The organism is Sphingomonas bacterium (assembly GCF_028292945.1).
GTDB lineage: Bacteria > Pseudomonadota > Alphaproteobacteria > Sphingomonadales > Sphingomonadaceae > Sphingomonas.
Window position 1 is genome coordinate 1 of record NZ_JAQGLJ010000086.1, and the last position, 16975, is coordinate 16975.

Annotated in this window: 17 protein-coding genes; 8 read left to right on the forward strand and 9 right to left on the reverse strand. The window is 66.6% G+C overall.

Going from position 1 to position 16975, the window contains the following annotated elements:
• The coding region (locus JWN21_RS09895; RefSeq protein ID WP_299649172.1) for an adenosylhomocysteinase at positions 1–497 on the reverse strand (497 nt) is incomplete at its 3' end.
• Between the two features lie 206 nt (positions 498–703).
• Entirely contained in the window at positions 704–1264 is a 561-nt protein-coding gene (locus tag JWN21_RS09900) for a YqgE/AlgH family protein (protein WP_299649174.1), read from the reverse strand.
• An 88-nt stretch (positions 1265–1352) separates the two neighbouring features.
• Between JWN21_RS09900 and JWN21_RS09905 the strand changes: the two genes are divergently transcribed.
• The 3 genes from JWN21_RS09905 to JWN21_RS09915 all read left to right on the forward strand — a co-directional run bounded on the left by JWN21_RS09905 (position 1353) and on the right by JWN21_RS09915 (position 4147).
• Positions 1353–1829: a peroxiredoxin gene (locus JWN21_RS09905; protein WP_299649177.1), complete on the forward strand. Its 477-nt coding sequence runs from the start codon at positions 1353–1355 to the stop codon at positions 1827–1829.
• A 165-nt stretch (positions 1830–1994) separates the two neighbouring features.
• On the forward strand, positions 1995–3443 hold the full coding sequence (locus JWN21_RS09910) for an AMP nucleosidase (protein WP_299649180.1): 1449 nt from the start codon (positions 1995–1997) through the stop codon (positions 3441–3443).
• A gap of 62 nt (positions 3444–3505) precedes the next feature.
• Positions 3506–4147 (forward strand): hypothetical protein, encoded by a 642-nt coding sequence (locus JWN21_RS09915; RefSeq protein ID WP_299649183.1) that lies wholly within the window; start codon positions 3506–3508, stop codon positions 4145–4147.
• Positions 4148–4365: 218 nt separating this feature from the next.
• Here JWN21_RS09915 and JWN21_RS09920 read toward each other — a convergent pair whose 3' ends face one another.
• The 5 genes from JWN21_RS09920 to JWN21_RS09940 all read right to left on the reverse strand — a co-directional run bounded on the left by JWN21_RS09920 (position 4366) and on the right by JWN21_RS09940 (position 10885).
• Positions 4366–6183 (reverse strand): M2 family metallopeptidase, encoded by a 1818-nt coding sequence (locus JWN21_RS09920; protein ID WP_299649186.1) that lies wholly within the window; start codon positions 6181–6183, stop codon positions 4366–4368.
• Positions 6184–6240: 57 nt separating this feature from the next.
• Entirely contained in the window at positions 6241–7002 is a 762-nt protein-coding gene (locus JWN21_RS09925) for an alpha/beta fold hydrolase (protein WP_299649189.1), read from the reverse strand.
• The gene (locus JWN21_RS09930) at positions 6983–7426 is read right to left on the reverse strand and encodes a GFA family protein (RefSeq protein WP_299649192.1); all 444 of its coding nucleotides are present in this window, start codon (positions 7424–7426) and stop codon (positions 6983–6985) included. The genes JWN21_RS09925 and JWN21_RS09930 overlap by 20 nt, the downstream gene beginning before the upstream one ends.
• Before the next feature lie 8 nt (positions 7427–7434).
• Entirely contained in the window at positions 7435–8463 is a 1029-nt protein-coding gene (locus tag JWN21_RS09935) for an aspartate-semialdehyde dehydrogenase (RefSeq protein ID WP_299649195.1), read from the reverse strand.
• 178 nt (positions 8464–8641) lie between these two features.
• A complete protein-coding gene (locus tag JWN21_RS09940) occupies positions 8642–10885 on the reverse strand; it encodes a DPP IV N-terminal domain-containing protein (RefSeq protein WP_299649198.1) in 2244 nt (747 codons plus the stop codon).
• Between the two features lie 137 nt (positions 10886–11022).
• On the opposite strand from JWN21_RS09940, the gene JWN21_RS09945 reads away from it, so the two are divergent.
• The 5 genes from JWN21_RS09945 (at position 11023) to JWN21_RS09965 (ending at position 14864) form a co-directional block, all read left to right on the forward strand.
• A complete protein-coding gene (locus tag JWN21_RS09945; protein ID WP_299649201.1) occupies positions 11023–11667 on the forward strand; it encodes a hypothetical protein in 645 nt (214 codons plus the stop codon).
• Positions 11668–11744: 77 nt separating this feature from the next.
• Positions 11745–12599, forward strand: coding sequence for a MoxR family ATPase (locus JWN21_RS09950; protein WP_299649204.1), 855 nt, complete (start codon positions 11745–11747; stop codon positions 12597–12599).
• Between the two features lie 67 nt (positions 12600–12666).
• Positions 12667–13206 carry a CHAP domain-containing protein gene (locus JWN21_RS09955; RefSeq protein WP_299649207.1) on the forward strand — a complete coding sequence of 180 codons (540 nt, stop codon included), beginning with the start codon at positions 12667–12669 and terminating at the stop codon, positions 13204–13206.
• A gap of 48 nt (positions 13207–13254) precedes the next feature.
• On the forward strand, positions 13255–14433 hold the full coding sequence (locus JWN21_RS09960; protein WP_299649210.1) for a VWA domain-containing protein: 1179 nt from the start codon (positions 13255–13257) through the stop codon (positions 14431–14433).
• Between the two features lie 68 nt (positions 14434–14501).
• Positions 14502–14864 carry a hypothetical protein gene (locus JWN21_RS09965; RefSeq protein ID WP_299649213.1) on the forward strand — a complete coding sequence of 121 codons (363 nt, stop codon included), beginning with the start codon at positions 14502–14504 and terminating at the stop codon, positions 14862–14864.
• Between the two features lie 139 nt (positions 14865–15003).
• Here JWN21_RS09965 and JWN21_RS09970 read toward each other — a convergent pair whose 3' ends face one another.
• Positions 15004–16200 carry a DUF1343 domain-containing protein gene (locus JWN21_RS09970; protein ID WP_299649216.1) on the reverse strand — a complete coding sequence of 399 codons (1197 nt, stop codon included), beginning with the start codon at positions 16198–16200 and terminating at the stop codon, positions 15004–15006.
• A complete protein-coding gene (locus JWN21_RS09975) occupies positions 16197–16739 on the reverse strand; it encodes a DOMON-like domain-containing protein (protein WP_299649219.1) in 543 nt (180 codons plus the stop codon). The genes JWN21_RS09970 and JWN21_RS09975 overlap by 4 nt, the downstream gene beginning before the upstream one ends.
• Positions 16740–16975: the final 236 nt, after the last annotated feature.

Below are 16975 nucleotides of genomic sequence, written 5' to 3' on the forward strand. Positions count from 1 at the left end.
TTCTCCGGCTCGGCGAAGGTCTCGCCCTTCTCCAGCTTGGCGCCCCACAGCGCGAACATCGTCGCGTCACCGCCATCGTCGAGGATGATGTTGGCGGTCTCGGTGCCCCAGTCGAAGATCGAGCCGACATAGTCCCAGTAGTCGGCAAGGCTCTCGCCCTTGATCGCGAACACCGGCACGCCGGTCGCGGCGATCGCGGCGGCGGCGTGATCCTGCGTCGAGAAGATGTTGCACGTCGCCCAGCGCACGTCTGCACCCAGCGCGGTCAGCGTCTCGATCAGCACCGCGGTCTGGATCGTCATGTGCAGCGAGCCGGTGATGCGCGCGCCCTTGAGCGGCTGCGACGCGCCGAACTCGGAGCGCAGCGCCATCAGGCCCGGCATCTCTGTTTCGGCAATGTCGATCTCGCGCCGGCCGAACTCCGCCAGGGCGATGTCGGCGACGACATAGTCATGAGTCGAGCGGGTATCTGCCTCGGGCGCATAAGCGGTGGCCAAGACTTGTCTCCTGAAGATAGCATGATCGGCGAGCCCTACGCCCGTGCCGGATACCCACTACATAGCGCGGAGGCGGATATAAAGAAAGCTTTATGTCCTGCTCGCGAGGCGCCCTGCAACCTAGGCCGTAGCCGGCGAGAGCCGGGGTCCAGTCGGCCGCGCGGCCGACTATGCCCCTGCTTCCGCCGGGGAGGGATAGAACCGCCTCAAGCTCGCCCGACACCCCCGACCAGAAAGCGTGGGTCAACGCCCGCACCGGCGAAGCCCGCCTGCCAACGCGCGGCCGCCGCCGTGTCGAACAACAACCCCTCGTCGCCTTTGACGTTGAGCCAGCCCGGCCGCGTCAGCTCGCCGTCGAGTTGCCCCTCCCCCCAGCCGGCATAGCCCAGCGCCACCACCCAACGTGTCGGCCCGCTGCCGCCCGCAATCGCGCGCAGCACGTCCACCGTGCCCGACAGCGCCCAGCGTCCCGCGACATCGATCGTCCCCTGCCCGCCCCAGTCGCGGCTGTGGACCACAAAGCCGCGTCGCGGCTCCACAGGGCCGCCGATATGCACCGGAGCGTCGGGGGAGCTGCCAGGCTCGATCCCGAACTGCTCCAGCACGTCGTGCAGGCCAAGTCCGTCGTAGACCTGCCCCAGCCCAATGCCCAACGCCCCGTTCGCATCGTGCGCGCAAATTGCGATCACCGCGCGGTCGAACCGCGGATCGAGCATGCCCGGCATGGCGAGCAGGAACTGACCGGAAAGATAAGCAGGCTTGTCCATCGCTTGCACCATAACGTCGGCAACCCGGATTCGTCGCGCTTGAAATCACGGCGCCGATGGCCGAACGGCGGGGCGAAGGAGAACATTCATGACGATCACCGTCGGCGACCGCCTGCCCGAAGCCGCCCTTGTAAAGGCCGGCGACACCCCCGAGCAGGTCACCACCACCGACTTCTTTGCTGGTCGACGCGTCGCGCTGTTCGCCGTACCGGGCGCGTTCACGCCGACCTGCTCGGCACGCCACCTGCCGACCTTCATCGAACAGGGCGACGCGCTGAAGGCAAAGGGCATCGACGAGGTCGTCTGCACCGCCGTCAACGATCCGTTCGTGATGGCCGCCTGGGCGAAACAGGCCGAGGCGCACGGCATCACCATGCTCGCCGACGGTAACGGCGCGTTCGCGGATGCGCTGGGCCTCAGCTTCGACGGCGCCAAGTTCGGCATGGGCAAGCGCAGCCAGCGCTACTCGATGATCGTCAACGACGGGGTCGTCGAGCAGCTCAATGTCGAGCAGCCGGGCGAGTTCAAGGTCAGCTCCGCCGACTATCTGCTCGCGGCGATGTGAGCTTGCGACCGCAAGCAGGATGAGACTCCTCCCTGACGGAAGTCGGGGTCCAGTCGGCCGCGCTGCGGACTGGGCCCCGGCTTCCGCCGGGAAGAAATGCGGCCTCTGCGCCTTGCTCCCTGCTACCGCCTTGCCACGTTCCGCGCGCCCGCGTAGCGGCTCCCGATGACAACCGCCGCTGCAATCGTCGCCGAACTCGACAAGCTCTACCGCGCCGCCGTCGACCGCCTCCAGGCGGCGCTGAGCGCGTACCTCACCGACGGCACGCCGCCCGATCCCGCCAGCCGCTTGGACGGCAGCTTCGCCTATCCCGAGATCCGCGTGCGTTATCGCGGCGGCGACGCCACGGAGTTCGGGCGCCCGACCCCGCTGCGCTCGTTCGGCCGCCTGGTCACGCCCGGCGATTATCGCATCAGCGTCACCAAGCCCGCGCTGTTCGCAGATTACCTCACCGAACAGCTGACGCTGCTGATCGAGGATTACGGCGTCGAGGTCGAAGCCGCGTCCGGCCGGCAGGAGATACCCTTCCCCTACGTCCTCGACCCCGGCCACGCGCTCAGCCTGGACGAGGTGTCCGCGGCGCAGCTCGCGCGGTTCTTTCCCGCCACCGAGCTCCAGCATATCGGTGATGAGGTCGCTGACGGGATCTGGATCCCGCAGGACGACACCCGGCCCCTCGCGCTGTTCGACGCGCTGCGCACCGATTTCAGCCTCGCGCGGCTGCGTCATTATACCGGCACCCCGTCGGAGCACACGCAGCGCTTCGTTCTCTTCACCAACTATCATCGCTACGTCGACGAGTTCGTCCGCTGGGCGGTCGCGCAACTGGGAGAGGGTAGCCGCTTCACCGGAGTCTCCGGAGCGGGCGGCGTCCTGGTCGGCGCGGGCGGCGATCCCGATCACATCATCACAGACAGCGCCTGGCGGCGCCACCAGATGCCGGCCTATCACCTCATGGCCGACGATCGGACCGGCATCACCCTGGTCAACATCGGCGTAGGCCCGTCGAACGCAAAGACGATCTGCGATCACCTCGCCGTGCTGCGGCCCGAGGCATGGCTGATGATCGGCCATTGCGGTGGCCTGCGCCCGTCGCAACGCATCGGCGACTATGTCCTCGCGCACGCCTATCTGCGCGACGATCACATCATGGACGACGTGCTGCCGCCGGAAATCCCGGTCCCCGCGATCGCCGAGGTACAGGTCGCGCTCGCCAAGGCGGCGGAGATCGTGTCGGGTCAGTCGGGCGAGGAGTTGAAACGCAGGCTGCGCACCGGCACCATCGTCACCACTGACGATCGCAACTGGGAGCTGCGCTATTCGCGTTCGGCACTGCGCTTTTCGCTCAGCCGCGCGGTCGGCGTGGACATGGAATCCGCCACCATCGCCGCGCAGGGCTATCGCTTCCGCGTTCCCTACGGCACGTTGTTGTGCGTGTCGGACAAGCCGCTCCACGGCGAACTCAAGCTACCGGGCCAGGCCAACCGCTTCTACGAACGCGCGATCAGCGAACATATGCGCATCGGTATCGAAGCGTGCGAGCAGCTGCGTCGCGAGGGGACGAAGCTGCACAGCCGCAAGCTGCGTGCATTTGATGAGCCGCCGTTCCGCTGATTTGGAAACGAACCGCAAACGGAGCGTTACGCTACCGAATCGTGACGACAGGGAGAAACCACATGGCCGACGACAACTCCGGCACGCCTCACTTTCCCGACGAAAACGAGGGCCCGTCGCCCGCACCGCGTCGCCGCGCTGCGCCGCGCAAGGCGCCGACGCGCAAGCCCAAGAGCCCGGTAGCGCGCAGCGAAGAGAGCGCCCCTCGCTCCGGGACTGCTGCCAAAGTGGCTGTCGCCGAAGCTGGCGAGCGCCCGCCCCGGGCGGTGAAGCCGCGCTCCACCAGCCGCGCCGCGCCCGCGCGCGCGGCAACCCGCGACACTCGCGCGCCCGCAGCTGAGGCCGCCAAAAAGCCAGCGAAGCGGACCGCAACTAGCAAGACGGCGGCCAAGCGGTCACCCGCCAAGAGCAAGTCGACGCTCGACAAGGCGACGGATCGGATCGGCGGCCGCTGGGCCGCAGCCGCGCTCGCCGGCGTCGCCGCCGCGGGCGCAACGGCCGCAGCCATGCTCACGTTACGCGGTAGCAGCGCCAGGAACCTCGGCACGACCAAGAAGCCGATCGATATCTCCGGCAGCGGGGACAAGGGCCAGGGCCATGGCGTCGACGTGCATGGCACCGCGCATCAACCCGACGGAACCGATTCGTCCGCATCCTTTCAGGCCGGCATCGCCGACGAGAATACGGTTCCAGATCAGGTGTAAAGCTCTCCCTCTCCCGCAAGCGGGAGAGGGACAGGCAGCAAAGCTGCCAGGGTGAGGGGCCTGGGGCTGAACGCCCGCTGCTGATTGATTTCACGCCAGACCGCCGCGGCGAAGCCGCGTCGTGACGTCGGATGGCCTCGGCCGCTTCACACGGCCGAGCCGCCGGCCGAGCTAGGCGGTCTCGTTTGCAGCGTCGCTGCAAACGTGCCGCCGTCGCATCACCACCCCGTCGGCTTGCCCTTGTTCTGTTCGTCCAACCACATCTTCAGCGGCGCGAAATACTCGACCAGCGCCGCGCCGGACATCTGGCGCGTGCCGGTGAACGCCTCCAGCGCTTCCGGCCACGGCTTCGACTGACCAAGCTCCAGCATCGCGTTCAGCTTCGCGCCGACCTCCTTGTTGCCGAAGAATGAACAGCGGTGCAGCGGCCCGGTCCACCCGGCCTGCGCGCAAGCGGTCTTGTAGAACTGGAACTGCAGCACGCGCGCGAGGAAGTAGCGCGCGTACGGGGTCTGGCCGGGAATGTGGTACTTCGCGCCCGGATCGAACCTGGTCTCGTCGCGCGCGACCGGCGGCGTGATGCCTTGGTACTGCAACCGCAGCCCGTCCCACGCTGCCTGGTAGCCGCTCGGTTTCACCTGGCCCGAAAAGACGCCCCAGCGCCACTTGTCGATCATCAGCCCGAACGGCAGAAATGCGATCTTGTCCATTCCCTGCCGCAGCAGCAGACCGATGTCCTTCTCAGCCGACGGCACCTTGGCCTGATCGAGCAGCCCGATCTGGACGAGGTAATCCGGCGTGATCGACAGCGCGACAAAATCGCCGATCGCTTCGTGAAAGCCGTCATTGGCACCGGTCTGGAAGATCGGCGACTGGCCCTTGTAGGCGCGCTGGTAGTAATTGTGCCCGAGTTCATGATGGATGGTGACGAAGTCGTCGCCGTTCACCTTCGTACACATCTTTATGCGGATGTCGTCTTTGTTATCCAGGTTCCAGGCCGACGCGTGACAGATCACCTCGCGGTCGGCCGGCTTGACGATCTGCGACCGCGCGTAGAACGTCTCGGGCAAGGGTGCGAAGCCGAGCGACGAATAGAACGCCTCGCCTTGCTTAACCATCCGCACCGGGTCGTAATTCTTCGCCTTCAACAGCGCTTCGACATCGTAGCCGACATCGCCGGCCCCTGGGGGGGCGACGACATCATAGATGTTGCCCCATTCCTGCGCCCACATGTTGCCGAGCAGATCGCTGCGGATCGGTCCCGTCTTGGCCTGCACGGCGTCGCCATACTTCGCGTTCAGCTTCCACCGCGTGTAGGTGTGCAGCGCCTTGTACAGCGGCTCCACTTCGCTCCAGATCCGGTCCACCGTCTTCGCGAAGTCGGCCGGCGGCATGTCGTAGCCCGACCGCCACAGCGCGCCGACATCGGCATAGCCCAGCTCTTTCGCGCCCTGATTGCCGATCTGCACGACCTGCTCGTAATCGCCGCGCATCGGTGCGCCGACATTGTCATGCCAGCTGGTCCACATTTCCTTGAGCTTCGCGGGATCGCGAACGGTGCCCATCGCCGCCTCGATATCCGAGCCGTTGACCGGCTTGCCATTCAGCGTGCCCTTGCCCTTGCCGTAGGCGGAGGACTGTTTGGTGGTCAGCGTCGCCAGCTGCTCCGCCGCACCCGGCCGCGTCGGCGCTGGCAGGGTGAGCGCGTTGCGCATCAGATCCAGCTTGCGCCGTGTGATCGGCGACACGCCTGCGACCCCGTTGAACCGCGCCGCCCCGAGCGCATAGCGCACGCCCAACTCGGTCGATTCCGCGCCGGCCTTTGCCGCCATCGCGTCGGTGTCGTCGGTGATGTAGGTCGCATTGACCCAGGCCACCCGCGACCATTCGAGCGACTTGGTGGCCAACGTCTTTTCGGCCTCGGCGACGAACGCATCGGCCTCGGCGGCGGTCGGCGTGCCGGCCTTGTTCTGCGCATGCGCTGGAGCGGCGAGGGCAAGCGCCACGGCGGTGCCGAAAAGCGTGTTCTTAAGCATACGGCCCCTTTGGACGGGTTGAGGAGACTGGCAGATTGCTGTCCCGGCGCGCGGCGGTCAAGCGGCCAGGAAATCGGCGATCGCGCGGCCCAGCTCGGGCTTGACGACGCAGCTCATGTGCCCGCCCGGCACCTCGACATAACGTCCGTTCGGCAGCGCGGCGGCCAGATCGGGAGCGGAGCCGTTGTCCCGGTCGTCGTCCCCGCACACCACCGCCGTAGGCCAGTCGAAGCTCCTGATCGTCTCGATCGGCGTGTCGGCGAACGTGTCGATGATGCCGAGCAAGGCCTGCGCATCGCCGCCGGTCGTGCGCAGGAACTGCTCCGCCATCCAGGCCCCGCTGCCGCGCTCGTGCTTGCCGAGGTTGGTGAGGATGTCTCGGAAATGTCCCGCCCGTCGCCCGGTGTCGGTCAGCCCCTCAAGCCCCATCCCCGAGAACACGACGCGCCGCGGCTTGGCCCCGGTCGCGAGCATCCGCGACACCGTCCGCGCGCCCAGCGAATAGCCGACGAGATCATAATTGGTCACCCCAAGATGGGCGATCAGCGCATGTCCGTCGCGCGTCAGGGCATCGGTCGGGTACGCCACGGGATCATGCGGCTTGTCGCTGCTGCCGTGCGCCCGCAGGTCCGGCATGATGACGCGGAAGCCCTCGGCCGCCAGCGCCGCGGCGTGACCGTAGCGGATCCAGTTGGTGGTCGCGTCGGAGAAGAAGCCGTGCAGCAACACGGCCGGTCGCCCGTCTCCCAGCTCGCGCCACGCGAGCCGAACGCCATCCCAGCTGGCGAAATACTGCGGTTCAATCGGGGAGTTTGCCAACAGTCTTCATCCAGCGGTCGCGGGTGCTCGCATTGTCCTCGCTGCGGATGCCAGGCAGCCCCGTCGTATCGAGCCACGCTTCGTGCCGGCTCTCCATCCCGAAGTGATGCGTCGGTCGAAAACGTCCCGGCTCGTCGAAGCTGCCGACCGTCAGGTCCATGTCCGTCGCCTCGTCATCCGAGAAGCTGAACGTCAGCGGCGTTCCGCATTCCCGGCGGAAGCCGCGCTGCGCGATCGGCGACGATCGGTATTCGTCCGGCTCGCGCGTGGTCCACGTCACCGCCGCCAGCGCGACATTCTTGAACGCGAGCGACACGCCGCCACCCGCGCGCTCGCACATGCGGCAGTGACACAGATACGTGTCATCATCCTCGATGGCGACCGAGTAGCGGATGCGCCCGCATTGACAGCCCCCCGTCGCCACCTCCGACGTCAACCCGCCTTCTGAAGGTGCTTGCGCCCCAGCAGCTCCGCGATCTGCACCGCGTTCAGCGCCGCGCCCTTGCGAAGGTTGTCGCTGACGCACCACAGCGACAGGCCGTTCTCCACGGTCGGGTCCTCGCGCACGCGGCTGACATAGGTGGCGAAGTCGCCCACGCACTCGACCGGCGTGATGTAGCCGCCATCCTCGCGCTTATCGACCAGCATCACGCCGGGCGCCTCGCGCAGGATGCGCTGCGCCTGAGCGGCGGAAATCTCGTCCTCGAACTCGATGTTGATTGCCTCGGAATGGCCGACGAACACCGGCACGCGTACACAGGTCGCGGACACCTTGATCTTCGAACCCATGATCTTCTTGGTCTCGACGACCATCTTCCATTCTTCCTTGGTCGAACCGTCATCCAGGAAGACGTCGATGTGCGGAATCACGTTGAAGGCGATCTGCTTGGTGAACTTAACCTGCTCCACAGGGTCGTTTACAAAAATCGCGCGTGACTGCTGGAACAGTTCGTCCATGCCTGCCTTGCCCGCGCCCGATACCGACTGATAGGTCGCGACCACGACGCGCTTGATCCTCGCCGCGTCGTGCAGCGGCTTCAGTGCCACGACCATCTGCGCGGTCGAGCAGTTCGGGTTGGCGATGATGTTCTTGGTGCGATAGCCCGCGAGCGCCTCCGGGTTCACCTCCGGCACGATCAGCGGCACGTCGGGGTCCATCCGATACAGCGACGAATTGTCGATCACCGTACACCCGGCCTGCGCGAAGCGCGGCGCATGGACCTTGGTCGCCTCCGACCCGATCGCGAACAGCGCCATGTCCCAGCCGGCGGGATCGAAATGCTCGATATTCTGCACCTTGAGCATGCGACCGGTGTCGCCATACTCCATCGTCTCGCCCTGGCTGCGCGACGACGCCAGCACCGCGATCTCGTCGGCAGGAAACGCACGTTCGGCGAGGATGTTGACCATCTCCCGCCCGACACTGCCGGTCGCGCCGGCGATGGCGATCTTGTAGCCCATGGGTGTTCTCCGTTCGCGCGAGCCTTAGCGCGCGGTGCTCAATCGTCCACCCCGACGCGTCCTGCCAGTCCCTTCGCGAAACAGCCCTCCCCCGCGAAAGCCGGGGTCCAGTCGGCCGCGGCGCGGTCTAGGCCCCGGCTTCCGCCGGGGAGGGTCAACTTAGCAGAACATCTCTCACTTATCTGGAAGGCTTGTTCTTCACTTCCCGGTCCAGAAAGCCCAGAATCGTACCCCACAGATGCGGCCCCGCATCCGGCCCGCCGACCCGGTGGGTATAGCCGGGATACATCATCATCTCGAACGGCACGCCACCCTTCTGCATCTCGGCCGCGACCAGCGTCGTGTTCGACAGGAACACATTGTCGTCGGCCATGCCGTGGATCAGCAGCAGCGGATCGCGGACCTTGGTCGCGTCCTTGATCGCGCCCGCCTCGTCATAGGCGCGCGCCACCTTGCGCGGGTCGCCCATGTAACGCTCGGTGTAGTGCGTGTCGTACAGCCGCCAATCCGACACCGGTGCCCCGGCCACCGCGGCGGCGTACACGCCCGGATTGGCCTGCAGCATCTTCAGCGACATGTAGCCTCCATACGACCAGCCATAGGTCGCGATCTTGCCGCCATCCACGAACGGGAGCGACTTCAGGTAGTTGGCGCCCGCGAGCTGGTCGACCACCTCGACCCCGCCCATCGACTGCCAGATCTGGTCCTCGAACGCCTTGCCGCGGTTGTACGAGCCGCGATTGTCGATCTTGAAGTAGATCCAGCCCTGATCGACCAAGTACTGCGGCATCGGTCCTTGCCACCCGCGCGTAACCTGCTGGCCCGTACCCGGCCCGCCATAATGTTCGAAGAACACCGGATAGCGCCGGCCCGGCTCCAGCGGCGGCGTGATCATCTCCCAGTGCAGGGTCGATCCGTCAGCTGCCTTCAGCGTCCCGAACTGCGTCGGGCGATGGCTGGCAAGGTACGGCGCATAGGGGTGTCCCTGCACGACGGCGTTCTCGTTCAGCCAGCGCAGCCGCTGCCCGCTCGCATCCGCCAGATACACCTGCGGCGGCTGCGCGGGGCCGGAGCGCGCGATCGTCAGACGCGTCGCGGCCTTGTCCATCGAGCCGCTGTTGGTGAAGCCGCGCTCGGTGAGCCGTACAGGCTCGCCGCGCCGGTTCAGGTCCAGCCGATAGACGTGCTGCTCCAGCACGTCGTCCTTGGTCCCTGAGAAATAGGCAAGCCCCTTCGCCTCGTCGACGCCGACCAGCTCGGTGATGACCCACGGACCCCGCGTCAGCTGTGTCCAGCGGCCCTTGCTGAACCGGTACAGGTGGCGATAGCCGTCGCGCTCCGAGGTCCACAGCAGGTCCCCGTTCGGCATCGCGTGATAGGCGTCCGACAGATTGACCCAGCTCTTCGGTCCCGCCCTCTCGCTGAACAATACGGTCGACTTACCCGTAGCGGGATCGACCCGCAGCATGTCCAGTGTGCGCTGATCGCGGCTCTGCCGCTGAACCAGCAGCGCGCTGCCGTCCGGCGTCCAGTCGACGCGAGCAAGATAGATGTCGGTCTCGCGCCCCAGATCGACCTTGACCTGCCCCGAGCCGTCCGGCCGCATGACGTACAGCTCGACCAGCACGTTGGGCGTGCCCGCGGCGGGGTAGCGCTGTTCGAACGTCTTGGTGCCCGATGCGCCGATCGAAGCGCGCACCGCCGTCTCGACCGGAGCTTCGTCGAACCGCTCGACGGCGATCAGCCGGTCGTCGGGCGACCACCAGTAACCGGTGCGCCGGTCCATCTCTTCCTGCGCGACGAACTCCGCCTCGCCCCAATGCACCGTGCCGGCGCCGCCGGTCGTGACCTGCCTGGCGACTCCCCCGGTCAGCGGCTGCACGAACAGATTCTGATCGCGTACGAAACTGACGAAGCTGCCCCTGGGCGACACCCCGGGATTCAGCTCGCCTTCCGGCGTATCGGTCAGCCGCCGCGTGCGGCCGTCGAGCGTCGCGAGGTAGAGATCGCCGTCCAGCGGCACCAGGATCGACCGACCGTCGGGCGACCATTGGTACGCGACGATGCCCTTTTGCCCACCGATGCGCGCGCGCTCGCGCTGCATCTTCTCCGCCTCGGACAGCTCCGCGCCCGATCCGACCTTTCGCGAGTCGACCAGCATCCGCTCCGCGCCCGTCCGCGTATCGAGCGCCCACAGGTCGAACCGCTCGCGATCGTCCGCGCGGTTGCGCAGCGACGTCAGCAAGGTCCCGTCGGGCGAAATCCTCAACGAGCGCGGCGGCGTGCCGCCCAGATCGGGGCTCCCATAGATGCGCTTCAGCGTCAGCGCCTGCCCAGGCCGATCCGATCGCGTCTGCGCGTCAGCCGTCACGGCCGCCGCTCCCACGCCCGCCAGCGCCAATGCCATCACCCATGCGCGCATCCTGCTCTCCACTTTCGGTCCCACCGAGTGAGTTGCGCGAGGGTTAAGGCGCGGTCAACCGGGTCTTTACGTGCTTCGGTATAGACACAGGCTGGATACGCGAGGAGCCGGGTCAGCCGGCGAGAGCAGGGAGCATTATGCAGCAACGCCACGCCAGCAACGCCGAGACCGGCGCGGGAGCCACGCTCCGCCGCCTTCTGGCGATGGACGGCACCGTTGCGCACCCATTCCCTGCCCACCTCGCGGCACCGCGCTCCGCCGCGCGCGACCTGGGCGATGCCATGCACGCGCTGTGCGCGGTGCACGGCCACCATCCCGATCTGCTCAGCATCGCCGCCGGACAGAGCTGCGACTCGGGGGAACGGGAGTGGCTTTTGCAGGCAGCCGCCGGTTTCGCCGCCGAGCGCGCGTCGCTGGCGCGGCTGGTGTCGGCTGCGGGGCCATTGCCCTCGACGCCCGGCCAGGCGATGGCGGAAGCGGCCCTGAATGCGCAGCGGCACGCGCTCGAGATGCTCGCCCGGTCCGAACGTGCGGGGGTCGCGTTGGGAGCGGCGGTCGCGCTGGTCGGCGACTGGCAGGCGATCCGCGTTGTCCTGGTCCGCGCGGGCGACCGATTTGGCGTCGACCTGCCGGAGGCGACCGCATTCGACGTCGCCGGGTTGCTCGAACAGACCACGGCACTGGAACGGGCGGTCGGTTTCGGTGCGCAGCAGCTGCTCGCCCAGCATCGCGGGCTGTGGAGCCTCCTTGAAGCCCGGGCGAGCGCGCGGGACGACAAATAGCTTCTGGCCGCGGCGGTTGCACGTCCGCGTGCGATGCTTCATCGGCATGCCCGATCATCGAGACAGGATGCGGGTCAATGAAGCGCTTCGAGGGTACCCAGAGCTACGTCGCCACCGCCGACCTCAAGGTCGCGGTCAACGCGGCCGTGACGCTGCGCCGCCCGCTGCTGGTCAAGGGCGAACCCGGCACCGGCAAGACGGTGCTGGCGTACGAGATCGCCAAGGCAGTCGATGCCGAGCTGATCGAATGGAACGTCAAGTCCACCACCAAGGCGCAGCAGGGCCTGTACGAATATGACGCGGTCGCCAGGCTGCGCGACGGACAGCTCGGCGACGAGCGCGTCCACGACATCTCCAACTACATCCGCCGCGGCAAGTTGTGGGAGGCGTTCACCCGCCCCTCGCCGCCCGTGCTGCTGATCGACGAGATCGACAAGGCAGACATCGAGTTTCCCAACGACCTGTTGCAGGAACTCGATCGCATGGAGTTCCATGTCTACGAGACCAAGGAGACCGTGCGCGCCGTCGAACGCCCGATCGTGGTCATAACGTCGAACAACGAAAAGGAGCTGCCCGACGCTTTCCTGCGCCGCTGCTTCTTCCACTACATCAAGTTTCCCGACCGCGACACGATGCAGGCGATCATCGACGTCCACTTCCCCGGCATCCAGCGCCTGCTCGTCGCCAAGGCGATGGACATCTTCTACGACGTCCGCGACGTTCCTGGCCTCAAGAAGAAGCCGTCGACCAGCGAGCTGCTCGACTGGCTCAAGCTGCTGCTCCACGAGGACATGCCGCTGGAGGTTCTGCAGAACCGCGATCCGACCAAGGCGATCCCGCCGCTCCACGGCGCGCTGCTCAAGAACGAGCAGGACGTGATGCTGTTCGAGCGGCTGGCATTCATGGCGAAGCGGCAGGCGAACCGGGGCTGATCCGCAAACGCCGCGTTAACCATGGCGCGCAACCGCGCGATTACCGCGTGGGCGATAACCCGTTCCTATGCGGGTACTGGTTCGTAGCGTAGCGTGTTTCCTGGCCCTCGCCGTGGCAAGCGCCGCGCCGGCGGCGTCCCTCCTCGACTATGTCGGCCAGTGCGTGCCCTTCGCGCGACAGGCATCGGGCATCCAGATCTACGGCGACGCCTGGACCTGGTGGAGCCAGGCCGACGGGCGCTACGACCGCGGTCGCAAGCCCAAAGTCGGTTCGGTGATCGTGTTCCCGAAATCGGACCGGCTGCGCCTGGGCCATGTCGCGGTGGTCAGCCGCATCGTCGAAAAGCGCGTGCTGATGCTCACCCACGCCAACTGGTCGCGGCTCAACGGCAAGCGCGGCCATGCGGAACAGGACGTGACGATCTTCGACGTGTCGCCGGGCAACGACTGGAGCACGGTAAAGGTCTGGTTCCGCGACACCGACGGGCTTGGCGGCACCGTCTACCCCGTCGCCGGCTTCATCTATGGCGAGAAGCCGCCGGCGCGTGAATTGACAGGACGCGACCCGGATTACGTCGCATCGCTGATCGACGCCTACGTCAGGTAGACCTGCCGGACGGTTGCGCGGGCAGGCGCCGGGGGGCATGACGCGGCGATGTTCCTCAACTTCCTCGACGAGCTGCGCGGCGCAGGTATTCCTGCCAGCCTGAAGGAGCACCTCATCCTGCTCGAGGCGCTGGAGAGCGACGTCATCGAGCGCACGCCCGAGGACTTCTACTATCTCGCCCGCGCCACATACGTGAAGGACGAAGGACTGCTCGACCGGTTCGATCAGGTCTTCGCCAAGGTGTTCCGCGGCATCGCCACCACGTTCGCTCAGCAGCCGACCGACATCCCGGCCGACTGGCTCAAGGCGGTGGCCGAGAAGTTCCTGACCCCCGAGGAGATGGAGCAGATCAAGTCGCTCGGCTCGTGGGACGAGATCATGGAGACGCTCAAACAGCGGCTGGCGGAGCAGAAGGAACGCCATCAGGGCGGCAGCAAGTGGATCGGCACCGGCGGCACCTCGCCATTCGGCAATGGCGGCTTCAATCCGGAAGGCGTGCGGATCGGCGGCGAGTCGACGCACAAGCGCGCGGTCAAGGTATGGGACCAGCGCGAGTTCAAGAACCTCGACAACACCAAGGAGCTCGGCACCCGGAACATCAAGATCGCGCTGCGCCGGTTGCGCAAGTTTGCCCGCGAAGGCGCCGCCGACGAGCTGGACATGGACGCCACGATCGAGGGCACCGCCCGGCAGGGCTGGCTCGACATCCACATGCGCGCGGAACGCCGCAACGCGGTCAAGCTGCTGCTCTTCCTCGACGTCGGTGGGTCGATGGACCCGTGGGTCAAGCTTTGCGAGGAGCTGTTCTCCGCCGCGACGGGCGAGTTCAAGAACCTCGAATTCTTTTACTTCCACAACTGCCCGTACGAAGGCGTGTGGAAGGACAATCGCCGCCGCTTTCAGGAGCGTACGCCGATGTGGGACATCCTCCACAAATTCGGGCACGACTACAAGCTGGTGTTCGTCGGCGATGCGTCGATGAGCCCCTACGAGATCACCCATCCCGGCGGGTCGGTGGAGCACATGAACGAGGAGTCCGGCGCAGTCTGGCTGCACCGCATGACCAACACCTACCCCGCCGCCGTGTGGCTCAACCCAGTGCCCGAAGCCCAATGGGGCTATTCGCAATCGGTGCGGATGATCCGCGAGCTGATGACCGACCGCATGTACCCGCTGTCGCTGGCCGGGCTGGACGAGGCGATGCGCGAGCTGACGCGCAAGCGCTAGCCGCAGGATGCGGCGGAACCATTACGCCTCCGTCCCGGTTCTGCCGTCGAACAGTCGGAGTACCAATCATGTCCAGCATACCCAACGCCAAGATGAAGCACGCCCATGTTCAGCATGACGGCGACGAGCACAGCGACCTGGTCGAGAAAAAGGCCGACGCCGCACCCAAAGCCGAGAAGAAGCCGGGCAAGACTGCCAAGCTGACCGACGTCGCCAAGGATATCGGCGAGCGCGCGCAGGATCTGGCCGAGGATGCGGTTGATGCCGTGAAGGCCCGTCCCAAGACCGCTGCCGCGATCGGCGCCGCGATCGTCGCCGGTGCGGCGGCCATCATCGGCGGTCCGGCCGCCGCCCGCGCGCTCAAGGGCGACGGGGACAAGAAGCCGGCGAAGAAGGCCGATGCGAAGAAGGCCGGCGCCAAGAAGAGCTGATCGGCGTCAGTCGAGGGGCCGTCAGGACCCATACCCTCCCCGGCGGAAGCCGGGGCCCATTCGGCGGCGCCGGAACAATCGATCGCGCTTCGGCGGATCGCCGGAACTGGGCCTCGATTTCCGTCGGGGGCGGGCCTCCTCAATACAATAGGAAAGCCCGCCGCTCCTTCACCCAGGCCGCCTCGTCCGGCTCGGCCAGTGCCTCCAGATCACCCGCCATGGCTGCCGGATCATCCACCCACTCGCGCAATCCCGACCCGCCGTTGATCACATCGATCGCCAGCTTGTCGAACTCGTATTCGTAAGGAAAATCGCGCCAGAGCGGATAGTCGGGCGCGATCTGCCGGATCGCCTTGAACGCGCACGCCTGCAGCCGCCACGGCCGGAACGCGGCATGATCATACGCCGCCCCCTCGGCGTGAATGAACAGCCCCGCACATAGCTGCCCGACATGCTTGTGAAAGGTCGGCTGAAACCACAGCGGCCGCAGCGTGCAACCCGCCAGCCATTGCGGCGCGATCCGGCCCATCGCTGCCAGCACCTCGCCTGCGTCGATGTCGGGCGCGCCGAACACCTCCAGCGGCCGCGTCGTGCCACGTCCCTCCGACAGCGTCGTCCCCTCCAGCATCACCGTACCGGCATAGGCGCGCGCCATGTTGACATTGGCGGCGTTGGGGCTGGGGTTGATCCACACGCGATCCGCGGGCCAGCCGAAGCCGGGCGCATCGTCGGGCCGCCAGCCCTCCATCTCGACGACGCGGTAATCGAGGTCGAGCTTGTACTGCTCCACGAACCACCGCCCCAGCTCGCCCAGCGTCATCCCGTGTCGCATCGGCATCGGCCCGGCACCCACGAAGCTCTCCCAGCCCGGCAGCAGCGTCGTTCCCTCCACCGGCCGCCCCGCCGGATTGGGCCGGTCGAGCACCCACACCGCCTTGCCATGCTCGGCCGCGGCTTCGAGCACGTACAGCAGCGTCGTCACGAAGGTATAGATACGGCAGCCGACATCCTGCAGGTCGACCAGCAGCACGTCGAACGTCCCCATCCACTGCCCACGCGGGCGCCGCACCTCGCCATAAAGGCTGAACACCGGCATCCCGTAGGTCGGATCGGTATAGTCGGGCGACTCGACCATGTTGTCCTGCAGGTCCCCGCGCACGCCATGCTGCGGCCCGAACAGCGCGGTTACGTTGAGTCCGACCGCGATCAGCGCGTCGAGCGAATGCGTCAGGTCGGCGGTGACCGAAGCGGGATGCGCGAGCAGCGCGACGCGCTTACCCTCCAGCGGGCGACGGAGGTCAGGGTCGGCGAGCAGCCGGTCGATACCGAAGTTCATGCCCCGCCGAGTGCCGGGAGCCGGCCCACGAAGCAAGCCGGGTGGTGGAAATCGGGCGCACCGGGAGGATGTGCTAGGCTCCAATAGGATTTCACCCCGCCTTGTTCCTCGATCACCGCAGTCAGGGCCAGTGTGCCGTCACCAGCGATCAATTCGGGCGGCCACGGTTCTGCGGCAAGGAAGAAATACGGAGCCGCATTGAGATTGATCTCGATGTCCGGACTCTGCGCCGGCAGTTCCCGCATTCCTGTCCGATAGCTGTCAAAACCATAGGCCGCCCATTGGAACGAGGGCGAGAGATTGAACTCGCTGTAGGCGTCGCCGCCCGCGGCCTTGAAAAACAGCTCAAAGCAAGTGGTCGTCCACAGATCGTCTGCCCGACCCGGCTCTTGCTCCTCAGGCAGGAGAAGCGCGGCGGTGCCCCTGACCGCATACTCCAGCCATAGCCCTCCCTCAGGTAGGCGATCCACCTGCACGCTGACGCTCTCGACAGCGCGCGGAGGGTAATCGGGGTGCGATATAAGAGAGAACCGTGCCATCAACACCTTCTCCGACGAAAGCCGGGGACCAGTCCCGCGCTCCCATCTGGACCCCGGCTTTCGCCGGGGAGGGTGCCCGACGCAAGCGGTAGAAAATCCGCGCGACCCGCGCTACATACCCCCTCTCCCATGGCCACCGTACTCCCCTCCCCGCCGCGCGTCGGCATGGTTTCGCTTGGCTGTCCCAAGAACCTGGTCGACTCCGAGCGCATCCTGACGCGCCTGCGTTCGGAGGG